This window comes from Streptomyces sp. NPDC034670 (assembly GCF_055574875.1).
The window spans coordinates 49,329-65,309 of sequence record NZ_JBVITR010000029.1; the positions used below are offsets into that span (position 1 = coordinate 49,329).

Sequence of the window (15,981 nt, forward strand, 5' to 3'; positions counted from 1 at the left end):
GCCCGTCGGGCCGGTCACGGCCGGCACGCGGGCGGTGACCCCACGGCGGCCGGCAGTGCGGCCGTCCGGGGCGAGGGCGCGCCGTCCCCGCGGAGCACGGGAGGGGCCGGCACCGCGGTGACCGCGACGACCGCCGCCTGTGGGGGACGCCGGTACGACGTCCGTCGCCGGACGAAGGGGGACGTTCCGCATCCGGCGGCGTCCGGCCGGGTCCCGCGGGGGACGAGCGGTGCCGCTCGGTCCTGTCCGCGCGGCGTCCAGTCCTGTCGCCGCAGCACCGCCGAGACGTCCGGGGCCTCGTGGTGCCCGCCCTTGAGGACCTTGCCGTCGGCGCGGCGGCTGACCCGGCCGTCCGGGCCCGGTTTGGTCATGCCGGAGCGGTGGACCTCGGCGATGACCGCGTCGAGGCCGATCCCGTGCGCGCGTGCCGTGCCGTACGCGACGTGGACGACGTCGGCCAGTTCGTGGGCGGGCCGGTCGAGCGGGCCCCTCACCGACACCTCGACGGCCTGCGCGGCCTCCTCGCCAGCGGTTCGCCACGATGGGCGGCCAGGTCCGGCGGGTCCTCGGACGGCGTGTCGCGGACGTCCGGCCCGAAGGCTCGGTGGAACGCACGGAGCAGGTCGGCGGGCGAAGAGCTCATGCGGCGCCCGGAACGGCCGCCCCGGGCGCCTCCCGGGCCCGCGTGCGGGCCCTGCTGTGAGCCCCGCCCTGGTCAGCGGGGCACCGGGCTGGCAGGATCGCGCGCATGTCCCACGCGCTGTCCCGGATCGGCGGGCGCCGGGCCCTGCGGGGCGCGGTCGCCGGCTTCGTGGCGCTCGGGCTGCTGCTGTGGTGGCTGGCGCCCTGGAGCGAGGAACCGCCCGGCGGGGCGATCACGCTGAGCACGGGAACGCGCCCGGGGGTCTACCAGAAGTACGGCGAGCTGCTGCGCGACTCGCTCGGCACCCACATGCCCGACCTCGAGGTCCGGCTGGAGACGAGTGACGGCTCGCAGGAGAACGTGCGGCGCGTGGCGACCGGGCAGGCCGACTTCGCCATCGCCGCGGCCGACGCGGTGGAGACGTACCGGCTGGACCACCGGCCGGGCGCCGACCGGCTGCGCGGGGTGGCGCGCCTGTACGACGACTACGTGCAGCTCGTGGTCCCGCCCGATTCCGGCATCCGCTCCGTCGCGGACCTGCGGGGCAAGCGGGTCGCCATAGGGCCGCCCAAGTCGGGGGTCCGGCTCATCGCCAACCGGGTGCTCAGGGCGGCCGGCATCGACCCGGAGACGGACATCAGGCCCTCCCCGGACGGCATCGACACCGGACCGAAGCGGCTGGGAAACGGTCTGGACGCGTTCTTCTGGTCGGGCGGGCTGCCCACGGACGGCCTGAAGACGCTCGCCGGGAACTCCGCGCTGCGGTTCGTGCCGATAGGCGCCGACCTCGTCGCCGAGCTGCACAAGCAGGGCGGGGCCGCGCGCTACTACCGGGCCACCAGCATGCCGGAGTCGGCCTACCCCGGCAGCCAGTTCGGCTCGGCCGTCCCGACGATGGCGGTGTCCAACCTCCTGATCACCAGGACGGACGCGGACCCCCGGCTCACCGAGTGGCTGACCCGCATCGTGCTCAGGAGCCGGGACCGCATCGGGAGGGACGTCCACTCCGCACAGCTGGTCGACATACGCACCGCCATCTACACGGACCCGCTGCGGCTGCACGAGGGCGCCCGCCGCCACTACCGGTCCGTCAAGCCCTGATCCCTCTCCCCGCCCGTGAGGGCGTTCCTCGGTACCGTCACCGTCACCCTCAGCCCGTGCGGCTCGTGGTGGTCGTAGGCGAGGGAGCCGCCGCCCGCCGCGAGCAGCGCCCGGGAGATGGACAGGCCGAGGCCGGAGCCCTTGACGTTCTGGTGCCGGCCGCTGCGCCAGAACCGGTCGCCGACGCGGGTGAGTTCCTCGTCGGTCAGGCCCGGGCCGTTGTCGGTGACGACGACGGTGGAGGTGTCGCCGTTGGAGCTGACGGCCACCTCGACGGTCTCGCCCCCGGGCGTGAACTTCACCGCGTTGTCGATGACCGCGTCCAGCGCGCTGGAGAGCGCGACCGGGTCGGCCCATGCCGTGGTCGGCGGGCAGTTCCCGACCAGGCGGACGCCCTTGGCCTCGGCGGTGGGGGCCCAGGCCGCGACGCGCTCGCCGGCCAGCGCGCCGATGTCGGTGACCTGGAGCTGGGCCTCGCTGTGCTCGGCGAGCGCCAGGTCGAGCAGGTCGTCCAGGACCTGCGCCAGGCGCCTGCCCTCGGCCTGGACCGAGGCGATCTCCTCGTTGCCCTCGGGCAGTTCGAGGGCCAGCAGTTCGATGCGCAGCAGCAGCGCCGAGAGCGGGTTGCGCAGTTGGTGGGAGGCGTCGGCGACGAAGGCGCGCTGCTGCTCCAGCACGCTCTCGACGTGGTCCGCCATCTCGTTGAACGACCGGGCGAGGCGTCTGAGTTCCGGAGGGCCGCCGGCCACGGCGACCCGGGACTTCAGCCGCCCGGTGGCGATGTCATGGGTGGTGGCGTCCAGGATCCGCACCGGTTTGAGCACCCAGCCGGTCAGGCGCAGGGCCGCGCCGACGGCCAGCAGCATGGCGGCGGCCTCGCCCGCGGCGATGACCAGCCACCCCCGCAGGATGCGGGAGCGCAGGGGCCCGGTGGGCGAGTCGGTGACGACGACCGCGACGACGTCGCCGTCCCGGATGACCGGCGAGGCCACCACGAGGCTGCGCCGCTGCCAGGGCCACACCTGCTCGGGGTCGTGACTGCGGCGGCTGAGCCGGGCCTCCTCGAAGGCGTCCCGCACCTCACCCGACTGCGGGAGGAACCAGTCGTCCGGGGCGTGCGCCATGGGCGCGTCGTTGCGGTAGAACACGCCGGCGCGGATGCCGTAGACCTCGTGGTAGCTGCGCAGTTCGTTGCGGAGCGTCTCCCGGCGCTCGCTGGTGTACCCGGCGGCCGGTTCGGACGGCTCGGTGACGAACTGGGCGAGGGCCGCGAAGCGCGCCGTGTCGTCGATCCGGTCGACGATGACCTTCTGCTGCTGCGCGCCGGCCAGGCTCACGGCGAGCGGGACGCCGAGCGCGAGGAGGACGGCCGCCATCAGGACGATGAGCAGCGGGAGCAGACGCGTGTGCACCCGGCCCCGCTAGGCCGCGGGCGCGACGAGCCGGTAGCCGACCCCGCGTACGGTCTCGATGAGGGCCGGCATGCGCAGCTTGGCGCGCAGGGAGGCGACGTGCACCTCCAGGGTGCGACCGGTCCCCTCCCAGCTGGTGCGCCACACCTCGCTGATGATCTGCTCCCGGCGGAAGACGACCCCGGGCCGCTGCGCGAGCAGGGCCAGCAGGTCGAACTCCTTGCGGGTCAGCTGGACGGCCGAACCGTTCACGCTGACCTGGCGGGTCGGCAGCTCTATGCGCACCGGTCCCAGGTGCAGTTCGGCCTCGGCGGCGGTGGTGGTCTCCTCCTGGACGGTACGCCGGCTGACGGCGTGGATCCGGGCCAGCAACTCCCCCGTGTCGTACGGCTTGACCACGTAGTCGTCGGCGCCGAGGTTGAGGCCGTGGATGCGGGAGCGCACGTCGGAGCGCGCGGTGACCATGATCACCGGCGTGCTGGTGCGTTTGCGGATCTTGCCGCAGACCTCGTAGCCGTCCTGGTCGGGCAGGCCCAGGTCGAGCAGGACGACGCCGAAGCCGTTGCCCTCGGGGACGAGCGCCTGGAGGGCCTCCTCGCCGCTGCGCGCGTGGGTGACGTCGAACCCGTGCCGGGCCAGCACCGCCGACAGGGCGGCGGCGACGTGGTTGTCGTCCTCGACGAGGAGCAGTCTCACCGGGTCCCCTTTCCGTTCATCGGCCGTACGGTCTGCCTGGATACGAAACGTGTGCACGCGCGCGTGCACCTTGCAGTGACGCCGATGGACGAGGACGGCGTCAAGAGGGTTCCGGTTGCGCTTCCGTACCGTTATCCGGCCGAAATGCGCCCTGCTCACAAGTGCTACGACACGTGTCTGATTGCTACCGGATCGTGATGCTCAGATTCCCCTCAGATGTAATGACGCAGGTCTGAAGGATTACTACTGTCCTCCGAAACCGAGGAGGACGGAGCCTGAGAGCGATGACCGAAGTATCGGTGGCCAAGGAAGATGTGGCCGCGACCGGCGATCTGGTCGTCCTGAAGAGCGTCAACAAGCACTTCGGCGCGTTGCACGTACTCCAGGACATCGACCTGACGATCGCCCGTGGCGAAGTCGTCGTGGTCATCGGACCCTCCGGGTCCGGGAAGTCCACCCTGTGCCGCACCATCAACCGCCTGGAGACGATCGACTCCGGGTCGATCACGATCGACGGCAAGCCCCTGCCCCACGAGGGCAAGGAGCTCGCCCGGTTGCGGGCCGACGTGGGGATGGTCTTCCAGTCCTTCAACCTCTTCGCGCACAAGACCGTGCTCGAGAACGTGACGCTGGGCCAGGTCAAGGTCCGCAAGAAGGACAAGCAGGCCGCCGAGGAACGGGCCCGTGCCCTGCTCGACCGGGTCGGCGTGGGCGCGCAGGCCGAGAAGTACCCCGCACAGCTCTCCGGTGGCCAGCAGCAGCGCGTCGCCATCGCGCGGGCCCTGGCGATGGAGCCCAAGGTCATGCTCTTCGACGAGCCGACGTCGGCTCTCGACCCGGAGATGATCAACGAGGTTCTGGAGGTCATGCAGCAGCTCGCCCGCGACGGCATGACCATGATCGTCGTCACCCACGAGATGGGGTTCGCCCGCTCGGCCGCGAACCGCGTGGTGTTCATGGCGGACGGCCGCATCGTCGAACAGGCCACGCCGGACCAGTTCTTCAGCAACCCGCGCAGCGACCGTGCCAAGGACTTCCTGTCGAAGATCCTGCACCACTGACGGCGCGCCTCGCGCTCCGACGGCTTGCGCCACCGGGCATTCGACCGGGCCGCATCACCTCACCAGTCATAAGGATGTGCACCATGAACCTCCGCAAGGTCACCGTCGCCTCGGCCGCCGTGTTCGCCCTCGCCCTGACCGCCACCGCTTGCGGTGGCGACGGCGGCGACGACAGCGGTTCGTCCTCCTCCGGGGGCGGCGACAAGATCACCATCGGTATCAAGTTCGACCAGCCGGGCCTCGGCCAGAAGACCCCGCAGGGCTACGCGGGCTTCGACGTGGACGTCGCCACGTACGTCGCCAAGAAGCTCGGCTACGACGAGAACCAGATCGAGTGGAAGGAGGCGAAGAGCGCCGACCGCGAGACCATGCTGCAGCGCGGTGACGTCGACTTCATCGCCGCCACCTACTCGATCACCCCGGAGCGCCAGGAGAAGGTCGACTTCGCCGGCCCCTACCTGCTCGCCCACCAGGACGTGCTGATCCGTGCCGACGACGACAAGATCAAGTCGCCGGAGGACCTGAACGACGCCAAGCTCTGCTCGGTCACCGGCTCGACCTCGGCGCAGAACGTCAAGGACAAGCTGGCGCCCAAGGCCCAGCTGCAGCCGTACCCGACGTACTCCGCCTGCCTGCCCGGTCTGCAGAACGGCGCCGTCGACGCGCTGACCACCGACGACTCCATCCTCGCCGGTTACGCCGCCCAGTCGCAGTTCGCGGGCAAGTTCAAGCTCGGCGGCTTCAAGCTGACCAACGAGAACTACGGCATCGGCGTCAAGAAGGGCAGCGACCTCAAGGACAAGATCAACAAGGCCCTCGAGGAGATGGTCGCGGACAAGTCCTGGGACAAGGCCGTCAAGGACAACTTCGGCCCGGCCAACTACCAGAACGAGCCGGCGCCGAAGATCGGCGACATCAAGAGCTGAGGCAGCGCCTGACAGGGTGCGCCGCCCACCGGAAGGGGCGGCGCACCGGGGCGGGCATCCCTACACGCGGAAGCGCGGGAGATCGTGTTCGACTTTCTTGAGGATTACGACCTGTTGGGAGCCTTCTGGACGACAGTGCAGCTCGCTGTGCTCTCCGCCGTCGGCTCCCTGATCTGGGGCACCCTGCTGGCCGCCATGCGCGTCGGCCCGGTGCCGTTGATGCGCGGCTTCGGGACCGCGTACGTGAACATCGTGCGGAACATCCCGCTGACCGTCATCATCCTGTTCACGTCGCTGGGCCTGAACCAGACGCTGGGCATCAGTCTCGGCGCGGAGGACTTCGAGACGATCAACTTCCGGCTCGCCGTCCTCGGTCTGATCCTCTACACCGCGGCCTTCGTGTGCGAGGCGCTGCGCTCCGGCATCAACACGGTGCCGGTCGGCCAGGCGGAGGCCGCCCGCGCGCTCGGCCTCAACTTCAACCAGGTGCTGGGCCTGGTGGTGCTGCCCCAGGCCTTCCGTTCGTCCGTCGGTCCGCTGGCGAACGTGCTGATCGCGCTCATCAAGAACACCACGGTGGCCGCCGCCATCGGTGTCGCGGAGGCGGCCCTGCTGATGAAGGAGATGATCGAGAACGAGGCGCAGTTGCTGCTGATCTCCGCGGTCATCGCGTTCGGTTTCGTGGTTCTGACGCTGCCGACCGGCCTGATCCTCGGCTGGGTGGGCAAGAAGGTGGCGGTGAAGCGATGAGCTCCGTTCTGTACGACGCCCAGGGCCCTCGCGCCAAGCGGCGGAACATCGTCTTCACGGCAGTCTTCCTGCTCGCCCTCGCGGCCCTGCTGTGGTGGGTGTTCAGCACCCTCCATGACAAGGGCCAGCTGGAATGGGCCCTGTGGAAGCCGTTCTTCACCAGCGGCGAGGCCTGGTCCACGTACATCTGGCCGGGTCTGCAGAACACGCTGAAGGCGGCCGTGCTCGCGGTGCTCATCGCGATGCCGCTCGGCGCGGTCCTCGGTATCGCCCGCCTGTCGGACCACGCCTGGGTACGGGTTCCCGCCGGGGTCGTGGTCGAGTTCTTCCGCGCCATCCCCGTGCTGGTGCTGATGATCTTCGGCCTGGCGCTGTTCGCCGAGTACACCGACGTCAGCTCCGACGACCGCCCGCTGTACGCGGTCGTCACGGGCCTGGTGCTCTACAACGCCTCGGTCCTCGCGGAGATCGTGCGCGCCGGCATCCTCTCCCTGCCCAAGGGCCAGTCCGAGGCGGCGATGGCGATCGGCCTGCGCAAGAGCCAGCTGATGCGGCTGGTCCTGCTGCCGCAGGCGGTCACCGCGATGCTTCCGGCCATCGTCAGCCAGCTCGTCGTCATCGTGAAGGACACCGCTCTCGGCGGCGCCGTCCTCACCTTCCCCGAGCTGCTCGCCTCGGCCAACACGATGAGCGGCTACTACGGCGCCAACGTCATCGCCAGCTTCACGGTGGTGGCCGTGATCTTCATCGCGCTCAACTTCGCCCTCACCTCCTTCGCCTCCTGGCTCGAGGCACGGCTGCGCCGCAGCAAGCGCGGCACGGGCGCGGTCGTCGGCGCCGGCGAGGTCGACGACCTGAACGCGGCCGAGGTCGGTGGCCCCACCGGCAAGGACGCCACCTGATCCGGCCGGCGCCCGCCCGCCGTACGCCATGACCGTGGGCCGCCGCTTCCCGGCGGGCCACGGCCGTGTCGGGTGACCGGCCGGCATCACCGGTGCGGGTGAGCGGTACGCCCCGGACTCATGTGATGAGCAGTCGAGTGCCGGGACAGCCTCCGCGCCACCTCATGATCGCCACCGGCCTTCGGTCACTTGACGCAAGCAGCGGCAATAGGTTGCATACGTTCTGTGATCGTGCACCCTGCTCCCTCTTTCTGTTCCTCCCCGTCCCTTCGGACGTCACTTCGAGCAGGGGGCGCCACGTCGTGGATCCGGTGATCATCGTCGGAGCGGGGCCCGTCGGGCTCGCGCTCGCCCTGGCGCTGGCGCGTCAGGAGGTGCCGTGCGTGGTCCTCGACGAGGGCCCGGGCCGGGACGAACCGCGTCCGGCGCGCACCGTCGTGCTGCACGAGGACACCACCGCGCTGATGGAACGGCTGACCGGGGTACCGCTCGCCCGGGCCGGCGTCCGCCCGACCGGGTGGCTGTCGATGCGGCGCAAACAGGTGGTGCACGAGATCGCTCACGACGACGACCGGCCGGCGCCCCTGCACATCGCCCAGCACGTCCTGACGGGTGCTCTGCGCGCGGCCCTCGCACGCGAACGGCTCGCCGAGGTCGCGGCGGACAGCCGTCTGGACTCCCTCGAACAGGAACCCTCGGGCGTCACCGCCCACACCCGCGGCCCCGGGGGAACCTGGTGGCGCGGCAGTTACCTGGTCGGCTGCGACGGCTCCCGCTCCACCGTGCGCAAGCTCCAGGACATCCGCTTTCCCGGCCGCACGGCGGTGGAGCGGTACGCCGTGGCCGCGCTGCGCACGGAACTCCCCTGGGACGACGAGACGGTGCTGCACCGCATGCCGCCGTGGCGCACGTCCGGCCCCTCGGCCGGAGAGGTCGTCGCACGTCCGCTGCCGGAGGGGGCGTGGCGGCTGGACTGGCTGCTGCCACCGGGCAAGGACCTGGTCACCCCCGAGCTGCTGCTGACCCGTGTCCGGGAGACGCTGGCCGGCTGGAACCGCGGCGAGACCCCGCCGTACGAGCTGCTGGACACCGGGGTCCACACCGTTCACCACCGGCTGGCCCGGCGGTGGCGGGCCGACCGCGTGTTCCTCGCCGGAGACGCGGCCCACCTGCTCGGCTCGCTGGGCACGCACGGACTGGACGAGGGGCTGCGCGACATCGACAACCTCGCCTGGAAGCTGGCGCTGGCCTGGCACCACGGTCCGCACGAGGCGCTGCTCGACAGCTACCAGACCGAGCGCCGCGCGGTCGTCGCCGGCCGGCTGCGCGCCGCCGACCAGGCACTGCCGCTGCTGCGGGGCGGCGGAGGACTGCGTTCCTACGTCCCGGGGACCGCCCGGGGGCACGACACGCTGCTGATGGAGGGCCACCTGGGGCAGGGAGCGCTGGGCGCGCCGGGAACGTACGCCGACTCGCCGCTCGCGCCCGGACGCCTCGAGGGCGAGGTGCCCGTCGGGACGCCCCCCGGGGCACCGGTGGCCGACGTGCGCGTCACGGCGGAGGACGGCACCTTCGTCCGGCTGCGGGACCGGCTCGGCCGGGGGGCGCTGCTGGTGGTGCTGATCGCACCGGGCACCGGGGTGTGGGAGCGCAGGCACTGGAGGTCCGCCGGGATCATGCCCCGGCTGGCGGCGACCGTCTCGGCGTTGCCGTGCCCCGCCGAGCTGCTGGTCGCCGAGAGCTACCCGGGGGCGGCGGCCCACACCGTGCTGCTGGTGCGCCCCGACGGCCATCTGGTCACGGCGCTGGGCGGGGTCCGCCCGGCGGACCTGTACGCGGCGGCGGAGGCGGTCGTCGGAGGACCGGTGGAGGCGGGGGCTGAGGCGGAGGCGGAGGCGGGAGCAAAGGCGAAGACGGAGGCGGAGGCCGGGGCCGCGACGGGCTGAGGTGCCGCGCCGGGGCGCGACCGGCGCCGAGCCCGGTCGTGTCGCGTCGCCGTACGCCCGCGGGGGCGTGCGTCCGCGGAGGCATGCGTCCGGATGGTGAGGACGGGTTGAAGTGACGGGCCGTTTCATGGTCCACTCCGGACCGTGACCGACACCTGTGTGCACCTGTGGCGGAGGGTCCATATGGACCTCGTCCGTTACGCGGGCTGCGTGTGTCGCCCCTCCTGCTGACTTCGCGCTTCTCCTCATTTCCCACGCGCCGCCGGCCGCCTCGCACGCCGCTGCCGCGCGCCTCCGCGAACCTCTCTTCAGGACGGTGCACATGTCTGTCCCTCCCGCTGCCTCCTTCCCCGCCCCTCCTTCCGTCTCCGCCCCCACCCAGGCGGGCCTCCTCGACTTCGTACGCCGTATCGCCGCCGACGGCGAGCTGATCGCCGCGCTCCCGCTCGATCCGGAGGGCCGCACCTGGGTGCGGCTCGACGGACCCGGCGGCAGCGAGGCCTGGCTGATCGGTTGGCCGCCCGGCACCGGGACCGGCTGGCACGACCACGCCGGTTCCGTCGGCGCCTTCATGACCGCCTCGGGCGAGCTGAAGGAGAACTCGCTCGCCGCGCGGCTGCCCACCGACGGCTGGAAGGCTCTGGAACTGACCGAGGGCGTGGACCGGGAACGCCGGCTGCCGGCCGGGCGGGGCCGCGCCTTCGGCCGGTACCACGTGCACGAGGTGGTCAACGAGTCCCCGGACCGACACGCGGTCTCCGTGCACGCCTACCACCCGCCCCTGCCACTGATCCGCCGTTACAGTCGCAGCGGTCGGATCCTGCGCCTGGAGCAGGTCGAACGTCCGGAGGACTGGCAGTGAACGGGACGGACGAACGGGCCGACGGCCCTCCTGGGATCGACGAGCTCCTGGAACGGGTACGCGCGGGCTACGAGCGGATCGAGGCGTCCGAGGCGCACGAGGCCGCCCGTACCGGCGAGGCCCTGCTGGTGGACATCCGCTACGCCGCGCTGCGCGACCGGGACGGGCTCGTCCCCGGCGCCCTCGTCGTCGAGCGCAACGAACTGGAGTGGCGCCTCGATCCCCGGGGCAGCCACCGTCTTCCCGAGGCGACCAGCCATGACCTGCGCGTCGTCGTGATCTGCGACGAGGGATACGCCTCCAGCCTGGCGGCGGAGTCCCTGCACCGCCTGGGACTGCGCCGGGCCACCGACCTGATCGGAGGTTTCCAGGCCTGGCGGGCGGCGGGACTGCCGGTGCTGTCCGTGCCGGCGTGAGGGCCGGCGGAAAGGCGGAGACGACGGCGCCCGCGCCACCGGGACGGCCGTGACACCCCGCTGCCCCGCCTTCTCAGAATCCCTCGCCGTCGAGGAACTCCGCGTCCTCGCCCTCCTCCTCCAGCGCCTGCCGGACCACACGGAGGGCGAGGCCCTCGGAGTAGCCCTTGCGGGCCAGCATGCCCGCGAGGCGGCGGATCCGCTTGTCGCGGTCGAGTCCCCGGGTGGAGCGCAGCTTGCGGGCGACCAGTTCACGCGCGGTCGCCTCCTCCTGTTCGGAGTCGAGCTGCGAGACGGCCGTATCGATCAGGGTGGGGTCGACGCCCTTGGTCCGCAGTTCCTGGGCGAGCGCGCGCCGGGCCAGCCCCCGGCCGTGGTGCCGGGACTCCACCCAGGCGTCCGCGAAGGCGCTGTCGTCGATCAGCCCGACCTCTTCGAACCGGGACAGCACCTCCTCGGCGGCCTCGTCCGGGATCTCCCGCTTGCGCAGGGCGTCGGCGAGCTGTTTCCGCGTGCGCGGGGTCCCGGTGAGCAGGCGCAGGCAGATCGCCCGCGCCCGCTCCACCGGGTCCCCCGGAGGCTCCTCCTGCCCGGCCCTCGACGAGGAGGAGTCGCCCCCGTCCTCCGCGGCCGCCGCGCCGGAGACCCGGCGCCCGCGTCTGCGCCCGCCGCGCGTCCCGCCGTCACGCGAGCCGCCCGCCCGTGCGCCGCCCCCGTGCCGCCGGCTGCCGCCGGAACCCGGGGGGTGGCGGCCGTCCGCGCCGGCGATGTCGTCGTACGCCTCGTCACCGGCCACGGCTGAGTCCTCACCGCCCTCGGTGCCCCTCCCCCGCGGGGCACCGGTGGCGGCGAACTCGTACTCGGCCCAGTCGGTTCGTCGGGTCACGGGTCAGCTCTTGGCCGCCGCGGCCTTGGACTTGCCCGCCTTCGCCGCCGGGGCCGACACCGCGGCCGCCTCGGCCGGGGCGGTGGAGTCCGCGGCATCCGCGCCCGGCTCGGCGGGCTCCTCGGGCCGCACTCCGACGCCCAGCTTCTCCTTGATCTTCTTCTCGATCTCGTTGGCGAGGTCGGGGTTGTCCTTCAGGAAGTTGCGGGCGTTCTCCTTGCCCTGGCCGAGCTGGTCGCCCTCGTACGTGTACCAGGCGCCGGCCTTGCGGACGAAGCCGTGCTCCACGCCCATGTCGATCAGGCCGCCCTCGCGGCTGATGCCCTGGCCGTAGAGGATGTCGAACTCGGCCTGCTTGAAGGGCGGCGCCACCTTGTTCTTGACGACCTTGCAGCGGGTGCGGTTGCCGACCGCCTCGGTGCCGTCCTTCAGGGTCTCGATGCGACGGATGTCGATGCGCACCGAGGCGTAGAACTTCAGCGCGCGGCCACCGGTGGTGGTCTCCGGGGAGCCGAACATCACGCCGATCTTCTCGCGGAGCTGGTTGATGAAGATCGCGGTGGTCTTGGACTGGTTGAGGGCGCTGGTGATCTTCCGCAGGGCCTGGCTCATCAGGCGGGCCTGCAGACCCACGTGGCTGTCGCCCATCTCGCCCTCGATCTCCGCGCGCGGGACGAGCGCCGCGACGGAGTCGATGACGATGAGGTCGAGGGCTCCGGAGCGGACCAGCATGTCCACGATCTCCAGGGCCTGCTCGCCGTTGTCCGGCTGGGAGAGGATCAGGTTGTCGATGTCGACGCCGAGCTTCTTCGCGTACTCGGGGTCGAGGGCGTGCTCCGCGTCCACGAAGGCGACCTGCCCGCCGGCCTTCTGGGCGTTCGCCACCGCGTGCAGGGTCAGGGTCGTCTTGCCGGAGGACTCCGGCCCGTAGATCTCCACCACCCGGCCGCGCGGCAGGCCGCCGACGCCGAGGGCCACGTCGAGCGCGGTCGACCCGGTCGGGATGACCTCGATGGGCTCCTTCGACCGCTCGCCCATGCGCATGACCGCGCCCTTGCCGAATTGCCGTTCAATCTGTGCGAGCGCGGCGTCGAGCGCCTTCTCGCGGTCGGTTCCTGCCATGGGTTCCACCCGGTTTGCTTGAGTCGATCGCTTCACGTCAAAGACGCTAACGCCTGCCACTGACAACGCGCCCCGACGCACGTCCGGCCTGTGGACAACGGGGGTGCGTACCGTGCCGAATCGGCATGAAAGACCCACCCGCGAGCCCCACCGGAGCCTCCATGAGAATGGCTGTTCGATTTTTGTGTCAAGCGCGCCGCCCGGCCCCCACGCCGGGGCCGGGCACCGTCCGCGGGCGGCGTGCCCAAGGGAGGGGGACACACCCGCCCCGCCCACCCGGGACGCGGCCGCGCGGCTCAGCGCCGCCTCCGCGTCAGCCGGCCCCGGTGTCCTCGCCCCGGGTGCCCGCCTCCGGTCGGCGGACCCACGGGCGCCGGGCGCGCGTGACGCGTCCCGTCCTGCGGCCGGAACCGCGGTGGCCGTGCACCCGGGGGTCGTCCGTGACGTCGTACCGCTTCACATAGGCGCCGAGGAACGCCTGGAGGGTGGCGATCGCGGGAATGGCGATCAGCGCGCCGACGGCGCCGAGCAGGGCGGTGCCCGCGACGACCGAGCCGAAGGCGACCGCCGGGTGGATGTCGACGGTCCTGGAGGTCAGCTTGGGCTGCAGGACGTAGTTCTCGAACTGCTGGTAGACCACCACGAAGACCAGCACCCACAGCGCGTACCAGGGGTCGACCGTGAACGCGATCAGCATGGGCAGGGCACCGGCGAGATAGGTGCCGATGGTGGGGATGAACTGCGAGACCAGGCCCACCCACACCGCGAGCACGGGCGCGTAGGGCACCTCGAGGAACTCCAGCAGGACGTAGTGCGCCAGGCCGGAGATCAGCGCCATCAGCCCGCGCGAGTACAGGTAGCCGCCGGTCTTGTTCACGGCGATCTCCCACGCGCGCAGCACCTCGGCCTGACGGGCGGGCGGCAGGACGGAGCAGAGGGCGCGCCGCAGGCGCGGACCGTCGGCGGCGAAGTAGAACGAGAACAGGCCGACGGTCAGCAGCTGGAAGAGACCGCCGAGGACCTGCGCGGAGACGTCCAGGACACCGGTGGCGCTGTTCTGCACGTAGTTGCGCAGCCAGTCGGAGCGCAGCAGGCCCTCCTGGATGTCCACCCGCCGCAGCTCGGTGTCGAAGTGCGTGTTGATCCAGTTGATGACGGAGTCGAGGTACTCCGGGAAGTCCTCGACGATCTTGATGATCTGTCCCGCCAGCATGGAACCGAGCAGCGTGACGAAACCCGCCGCCACGATCAGCACCGTCAGGAAGACCAGGAAGGTGCTCAGCCCCCGGCGCACCCCGCGCGCGGCCATCCAGCTCACCGCCGGCTCGACGGCGAGCGCCAGGAAGAACGCGATGAGGACGTTGATCAGCAGACCGGTGAGCTGGTGGAAGGCCCAGCTGCCCAGCTGGAACACGGCGACCAGCGCGAGGGCGAGCACCATGGCGCGCGGCAGCCAGCGCGGCATGCGGGCGCCCGGCCCCGCCGCGGGGTCCGCCGGAGGGCCGGCGGGCCGCGGTGTGCTGCCTGGTGCGGAGGTGTCCCGGGCCGTCCGCCCGGTCTCGTCAGTGGGTGCCACGGAGCAAGTCTGACCCACGCCCCCGGCGGCCGTCCGCCCCCCGGCGATCTCTGTGACGATCAGCGCTTTTCCCGGGGGACGTCCATCACCGCGCAGACCACCTGCCAGACGTCCTTGGCGTCCCAGCCGGCCGCCAGCGCCTCGTGCACTGTGCGCCCGCCGAGCTCCGACATGACGTGGTCGCGCGCGAAGGTGTCGGCGTAGCCCGGCCCGAAGTGCTCCGCCATCCGCTCCCAGAAGACCGTCAACCGCATGCCCCCAGTATCCCGCGTGCGCCGGGCGCCCCGGACCGGACGGCCTCCCGGGACCGCTGTCCGCCCTGCGGTCGGTCCCACGGCCGGTCCCGCCGCGCCGGTGGGCGCCGGCGCCCGCGCCGGAGGTCCGCCCGTGGTGACGACCGGGGCCCCGCGCACGCCGGTGGCGTACGGCCGCTCCGGCGGCCGACCGCGCGACCGGCGCACCCGGCGGCAGGTCCAGGGGCCCGTGCTCCGCGGACCGGGCGGGTGCCGTCCGGCCCGCTTCGGGCTCGGACGCGCCCCGCGCACCACCGGCGCGGACCGGCCCGCGGCCGCCTCATCCGCCCAGCGCGCGCACTCCCGCCGTGACGACCACGGCCACCCCGACGACGACCAGGAACGGGGCGCGCAGCACCAGTGCCACGGCGGCGGCCGCCAGCCCCGCCGCCCGCGCGTCCAGCACCAGCGCCCGGCCGTCGGCGAAGGCCTGCTGGGCCGTCAGGGCGGCGAGCAGGGCGACCGGCAGCAGCGCGGCGAGCCGTCTGACGAGCGGCCGTTCGAGGACTCCGGCGGGCACCAGCAGCCCGGCCAGTTTGACGGCGTAGCAGCCGAGGGCGGTCACACCGATCGCGATCCAGATGTTCAACGGTTCTCCTCCGGGACGTCACCGCGCGCCGTGCTCCCCCGGCGGCCCTCGGCCCACAGGACGGCCGGTGCCGCGAGGGCGGCCACCAGGACCGGCACGCCGGCGGGCAGGACGGGCAGCAGGCCGAGCCCCAGGAGGACGGCGACGCCGGCGACGGTCCGCTCGGTGCCGGTCCGCAGCATCGGGGCGAGCAGCGCCAGGAAGACCGCGGGGCCGGCCGCGTCCAGGCCCCACGCGTCGGTGTCCCCGATGGCCTCGGCGCCCAGCGCGCCGAGCAGCGTCGTGAGGTTCCACAGCAGGTACAGGCTGAGCCCGGTCACCAGGAACCCGAGGCGCGCGCTGCGCCGGTCGGGCTGGGCGAGCGAGACGGCGGCCGTCTCGTCGATGACCCACTGGGCGGCGAACGGCCGCATCCTGCGCGAAAGCGCCAGCAGCCGGGACAGGCGCAGCCCGTAGAACGCGTTGCGCACCCCCAGGAAGAACGCCCCCGCCGCGGCCGTGAACGGGCTCCCGCCGGCCGCCAGCGCCCCCACCAGCGCGAACTGGGACGCACCGGTGAACACCAGCAGGCTGAGCGCACAGGTCTGGAGCAGCGTGAGCCCGCTGCCGGCCGAGGTCACTCCGAAGGCGAACCCGGAGAGTCCGACGGCGGTCCCGACCCCGAGGGCGTCCCGTACGACGGCGCCGTCCGGCTTCCCTCCCCCGGTGTCCCGTACGTCTGCGAGAGCTGTCTGTTCCGTTGCCACGCCTCCCACCGTACGAACAGCCGACGGGATGCGTCTTGTACGTTCTTGCGCTCG

General features: G+C 72.3%; 17 protein-coding genes and 1 pseudogene. 9 read left to right on the forward strand and 9 right to left on the reverse strand.

The annotated features are described in order from the left end of the window. Positions 1-248: 248 nt before the first annotated feature. Positions 249-643 (reverse strand): annotated as a pseudogene (locus tag ACZ56B_RS19855) (pyrophosphohydrolase domain-containing protein); the annotation flags it as partial. A gap of 105 nt (positions 644-748) precedes the next feature. Between ACZ56B_RS19855 and ACZ56B_RS19860 the strand changes: the two are divergent. Then, complete coding sequence (locus ACZ56B_RS19860) at positions 749-1,744, forward strand: TAXI family TRAP transporter solute-binding subunit (RefSeq protein ID WP_468791788.1); 996 nt, start codon at positions 749-751, stop codon at positions 1,742-1,744. Here ACZ56B_RS19860 and ACZ56B_RS19865 read toward each other — a convergent pair. Together ACZ56B_RS19865 and ACZ56B_RS19870 are read right to left on the reverse strand one after the other, a co-directional pair. After that, positions 1,723-3,156 carry a sensor histidine kinase gene (locus ACZ56B_RS19865; protein ID WP_468791791.1) on the reverse strand — a complete coding sequence of 478 codons (1,434 nt, stop codon included), beginning with the start codon at positions 3,154-3,156 and terminating at the stop codon, positions 1,723-1,725. The two genes, ACZ56B_RS19860 and ACZ56B_RS19865, sit on opposite strands and share 22 nt — an antisense overlap. A 9-nt stretch (positions 3,157-3,165) precedes the next feature. After that, entirely contained in the window at positions 3,166-3,852 is a 687-nt protein-coding gene (locus ACZ56B_RS19870) for a response regulator transcription factor (protein WP_468791794.1), read from the reverse strand. A gap of 284 nt (positions 3,853-4,136) precedes the next feature. Here ACZ56B_RS19870 and ACZ56B_RS19875 point away from each other — a divergent pair, with 284 nt between their 5' ends. The 8 genes from ACZ56B_RS19875 (at position 4,137) to ACZ56B_RS19910 (ending at position 10,715) form a co-directional block, all read left to right on the forward strand. Beyond that, positions 4,137-4,913, forward strand: a complete 777-nt coding sequence (locus tag ACZ56B_RS19875) for an amino acid ABC transporter ATP-binding protein (protein ID WP_468791797.1) — start codon at positions 4,137-4,139, stop codon at positions 4,911-4,913. Between the two features lie 83 nt (positions 4,914-4,996). Further along, positions 4,997-5,839, forward strand: coding sequence for a glutamate ABC transporter substrate-binding protein (locus ACZ56B_RS19880; protein ID WP_468791800.1), 843 nt, complete (start codon positions 4,997-4,999; stop codon positions 5,837-5,839). Positions 5,840-5,923: 84 nt separating this feature from the next. Then, on the forward strand, positions 5,924-6,589 hold the full coding sequence (locus ACZ56B_RS19885) for an amino acid ABC transporter permease (protein WP_468791803.1): 666 nt from the start codon (positions 5,924-5,926) through the stop codon (positions 6,587-6,589). After that, a complete protein-coding gene (locus ACZ56B_RS19890; protein WP_468791806.1) occupies positions 6,586-7,491 on the forward strand; it encodes an amino acid ABC transporter permease in 906 nt (301 codons plus the stop codon). The genes ACZ56B_RS19885 and ACZ56B_RS19890 overlap by 4 nt, the downstream gene beginning before the upstream one ends. 302 nt (positions 7,492-7,793) lie before the next feature. Further along, entirely contained in the window at positions 7,794-9,437 is a 1,644-nt protein-coding gene (locus ACZ56B_RS19895) for an FAD-dependent monooxygenase (protein ID WP_468791809.1), read from the forward strand. 183 nt (positions 9,438-9,620) lie between these two features. Further along, entirely contained in the window at positions 9,621-9,668 is a 48-nt protein-coding gene (locus ACZ56B_RS19900; RefSeq protein WP_309506048.1) for a hypothetical protein, read from the forward strand. Between the two features lie 91 nt (positions 9,669-9,759). Next, entirely contained in the window at positions 9,760-10,299 is a 540-nt protein-coding gene (locus tag ACZ56B_RS19905) for a cupin domain-containing protein (RefSeq protein ID WP_468791812.1), read from the forward strand. After that, a complete protein-coding gene (locus ACZ56B_RS19910; RefSeq protein WP_468791815.1) occupies positions 10,296-10,715 on the forward strand; it encodes a rhodanese-like domain-containing protein in 420 nt (139 codons plus the stop codon). Before ACZ56B_RS19905 ends, ACZ56B_RS19910 begins: the two co-directional genes overlap by 4 nt. Before the next feature lie 73 nt (positions 10,716-10,788). Here ACZ56B_RS19910 and recX read toward each other — a convergent pair whose 3' ends face one another. The 6 genes from recX to ACZ56B_RS19940 all read right to left on the reverse strand — a co-directional run bounded on the left by recX (position 10,789) and on the right by ACZ56B_RS19940 (position 15,927). Further along, positions 10,789-11,601, reverse strand: coding sequence for a recombination regulator RecX (gene recX / locus ACZ56B_RS19915; protein ID WP_468791818.1), 813 nt, complete (start codon positions 11,599-11,601; stop codon positions 10,789-10,791). Positions 11,602-11,604: 3 nt separating this feature from the next. Beyond that, the gene (gene recA, locus ACZ56B_RS19920) at positions 11,605-12,723 is read right to left on the reverse strand and encodes a recombinase RecA (protein WP_468791821.1); all 1,119 of its coding nucleotides are present in this window, start codon (positions 12,721-12,723) and stop codon (positions 11,605-11,607) included. 313 nt (positions 12,724-13,036) lie between these two features. Further along, the gene (locus ACZ56B_RS19925) at positions 13,037-14,188 is read right to left on the reverse strand and encodes an AI-2E family transporter (RefSeq protein ID WP_468791873.1); all 1,152 of its coding nucleotides are present in this window, start codon (positions 14,186-14,188) and stop codon (positions 13,037-13,039) included. 170 nt (positions 14,189-14,358) lie between these two features. Continuing rightward, positions 14,359-14,553, reverse strand: a complete 195-nt coding sequence (locus ACZ56B_RS19930; protein WP_468791824.1) for a DUF3046 domain-containing protein — start codon at positions 14,551-14,553, stop codon at positions 14,359-14,361. 319 nt (positions 14,554-14,872) lie between these two features. Next, the gene (locus ACZ56B_RS19935; RefSeq protein WP_468791827.1) at positions 14,873-15,181 is read right to left on the reverse strand and encodes an AzlD domain-containing protein; all 309 of its coding nucleotides are present in this window, start codon (positions 15,179-15,181) and stop codon (positions 14,873-14,875) included. Continuing rightward, positions 15,178-15,927 carry an AzlC family ABC transporter permease gene (locus ACZ56B_RS19940; protein WP_468791830.1) on the reverse strand — a complete coding sequence of 250 codons (750 nt, stop codon included), beginning with the start codon at positions 15,925-15,927 and terminating at the stop codon, positions 15,178-15,180. The genes ACZ56B_RS19935 and ACZ56B_RS19940 overlap by 4 nt, the downstream gene beginning before the upstream one ends. Positions 15,928-15,981 lie beyond the last annotated feature (54 nt).

What these genes read in the sequence shown, in the direction of transcription:
- ACZ56B_RS19860 (WP_468791788.1), top strand. Translation starts at nt 749, where the DNA reads ATGTCCCACGCGCTGTCCCGGATCGGCGGGCGCCGGGCCCTGCGGGGC.
- ACZ56B_RS19875 (WP_468791797.1), top strand. Translation starts at nt 4,137, where the DNA reads ATGACCGAAGTATCGGTGGCCAAGGAAGATGTGGCCGCGACCGGCGAT.
- ACZ56B_RS19880 (WP_468791800.1), top strand. Translation starts at nt 4,997, where the DNA reads ATGAACCTCCGCAAGGTCACCGTCGCCTCGGCCGCCGTGTTCGCCCTC.
- ACZ56B_RS19890 (WP_468791806.1), top strand. Translation starts at nt 6,586, where the DNA reads ATGAGCTCCGTTCTGTACGACGCCCAGGGCCCTCGCGCCAAGCGGCGG.
- ACZ56B_RS19905 (WP_468791812.1), top strand. Translation starts at nt 9,760, where the DNA reads ATGTCTGTCCCTCCCGCTGCCTCCTTCCCCGCCCCTCCTTCCGTCTCC.
- recA (WP_468791821.1), bottom strand. Translation starts at nt 12,723, where the DNA reads ATGGCAGGAACCGACCGCGAGAAGGCGCTCGACGCCGCGCTCGCACAG.
- ACZ56B_RS19925 (WP_468791873.1), bottom strand. Translation starts at nt 14,188, where the DNA reads ATGCCGCGCTGGCTGCCGCGCGCCATGGTGCTCGCCCTCGCGCTGGTC.
- ACZ56B_RS19930 (WP_468791824.1), bottom strand. Translation starts at nt 14,553, where the DNA reads ATGCGGTTGACGGTCTTCTGGGAGCGGATGGCGGAGCACTTCGGGCCG.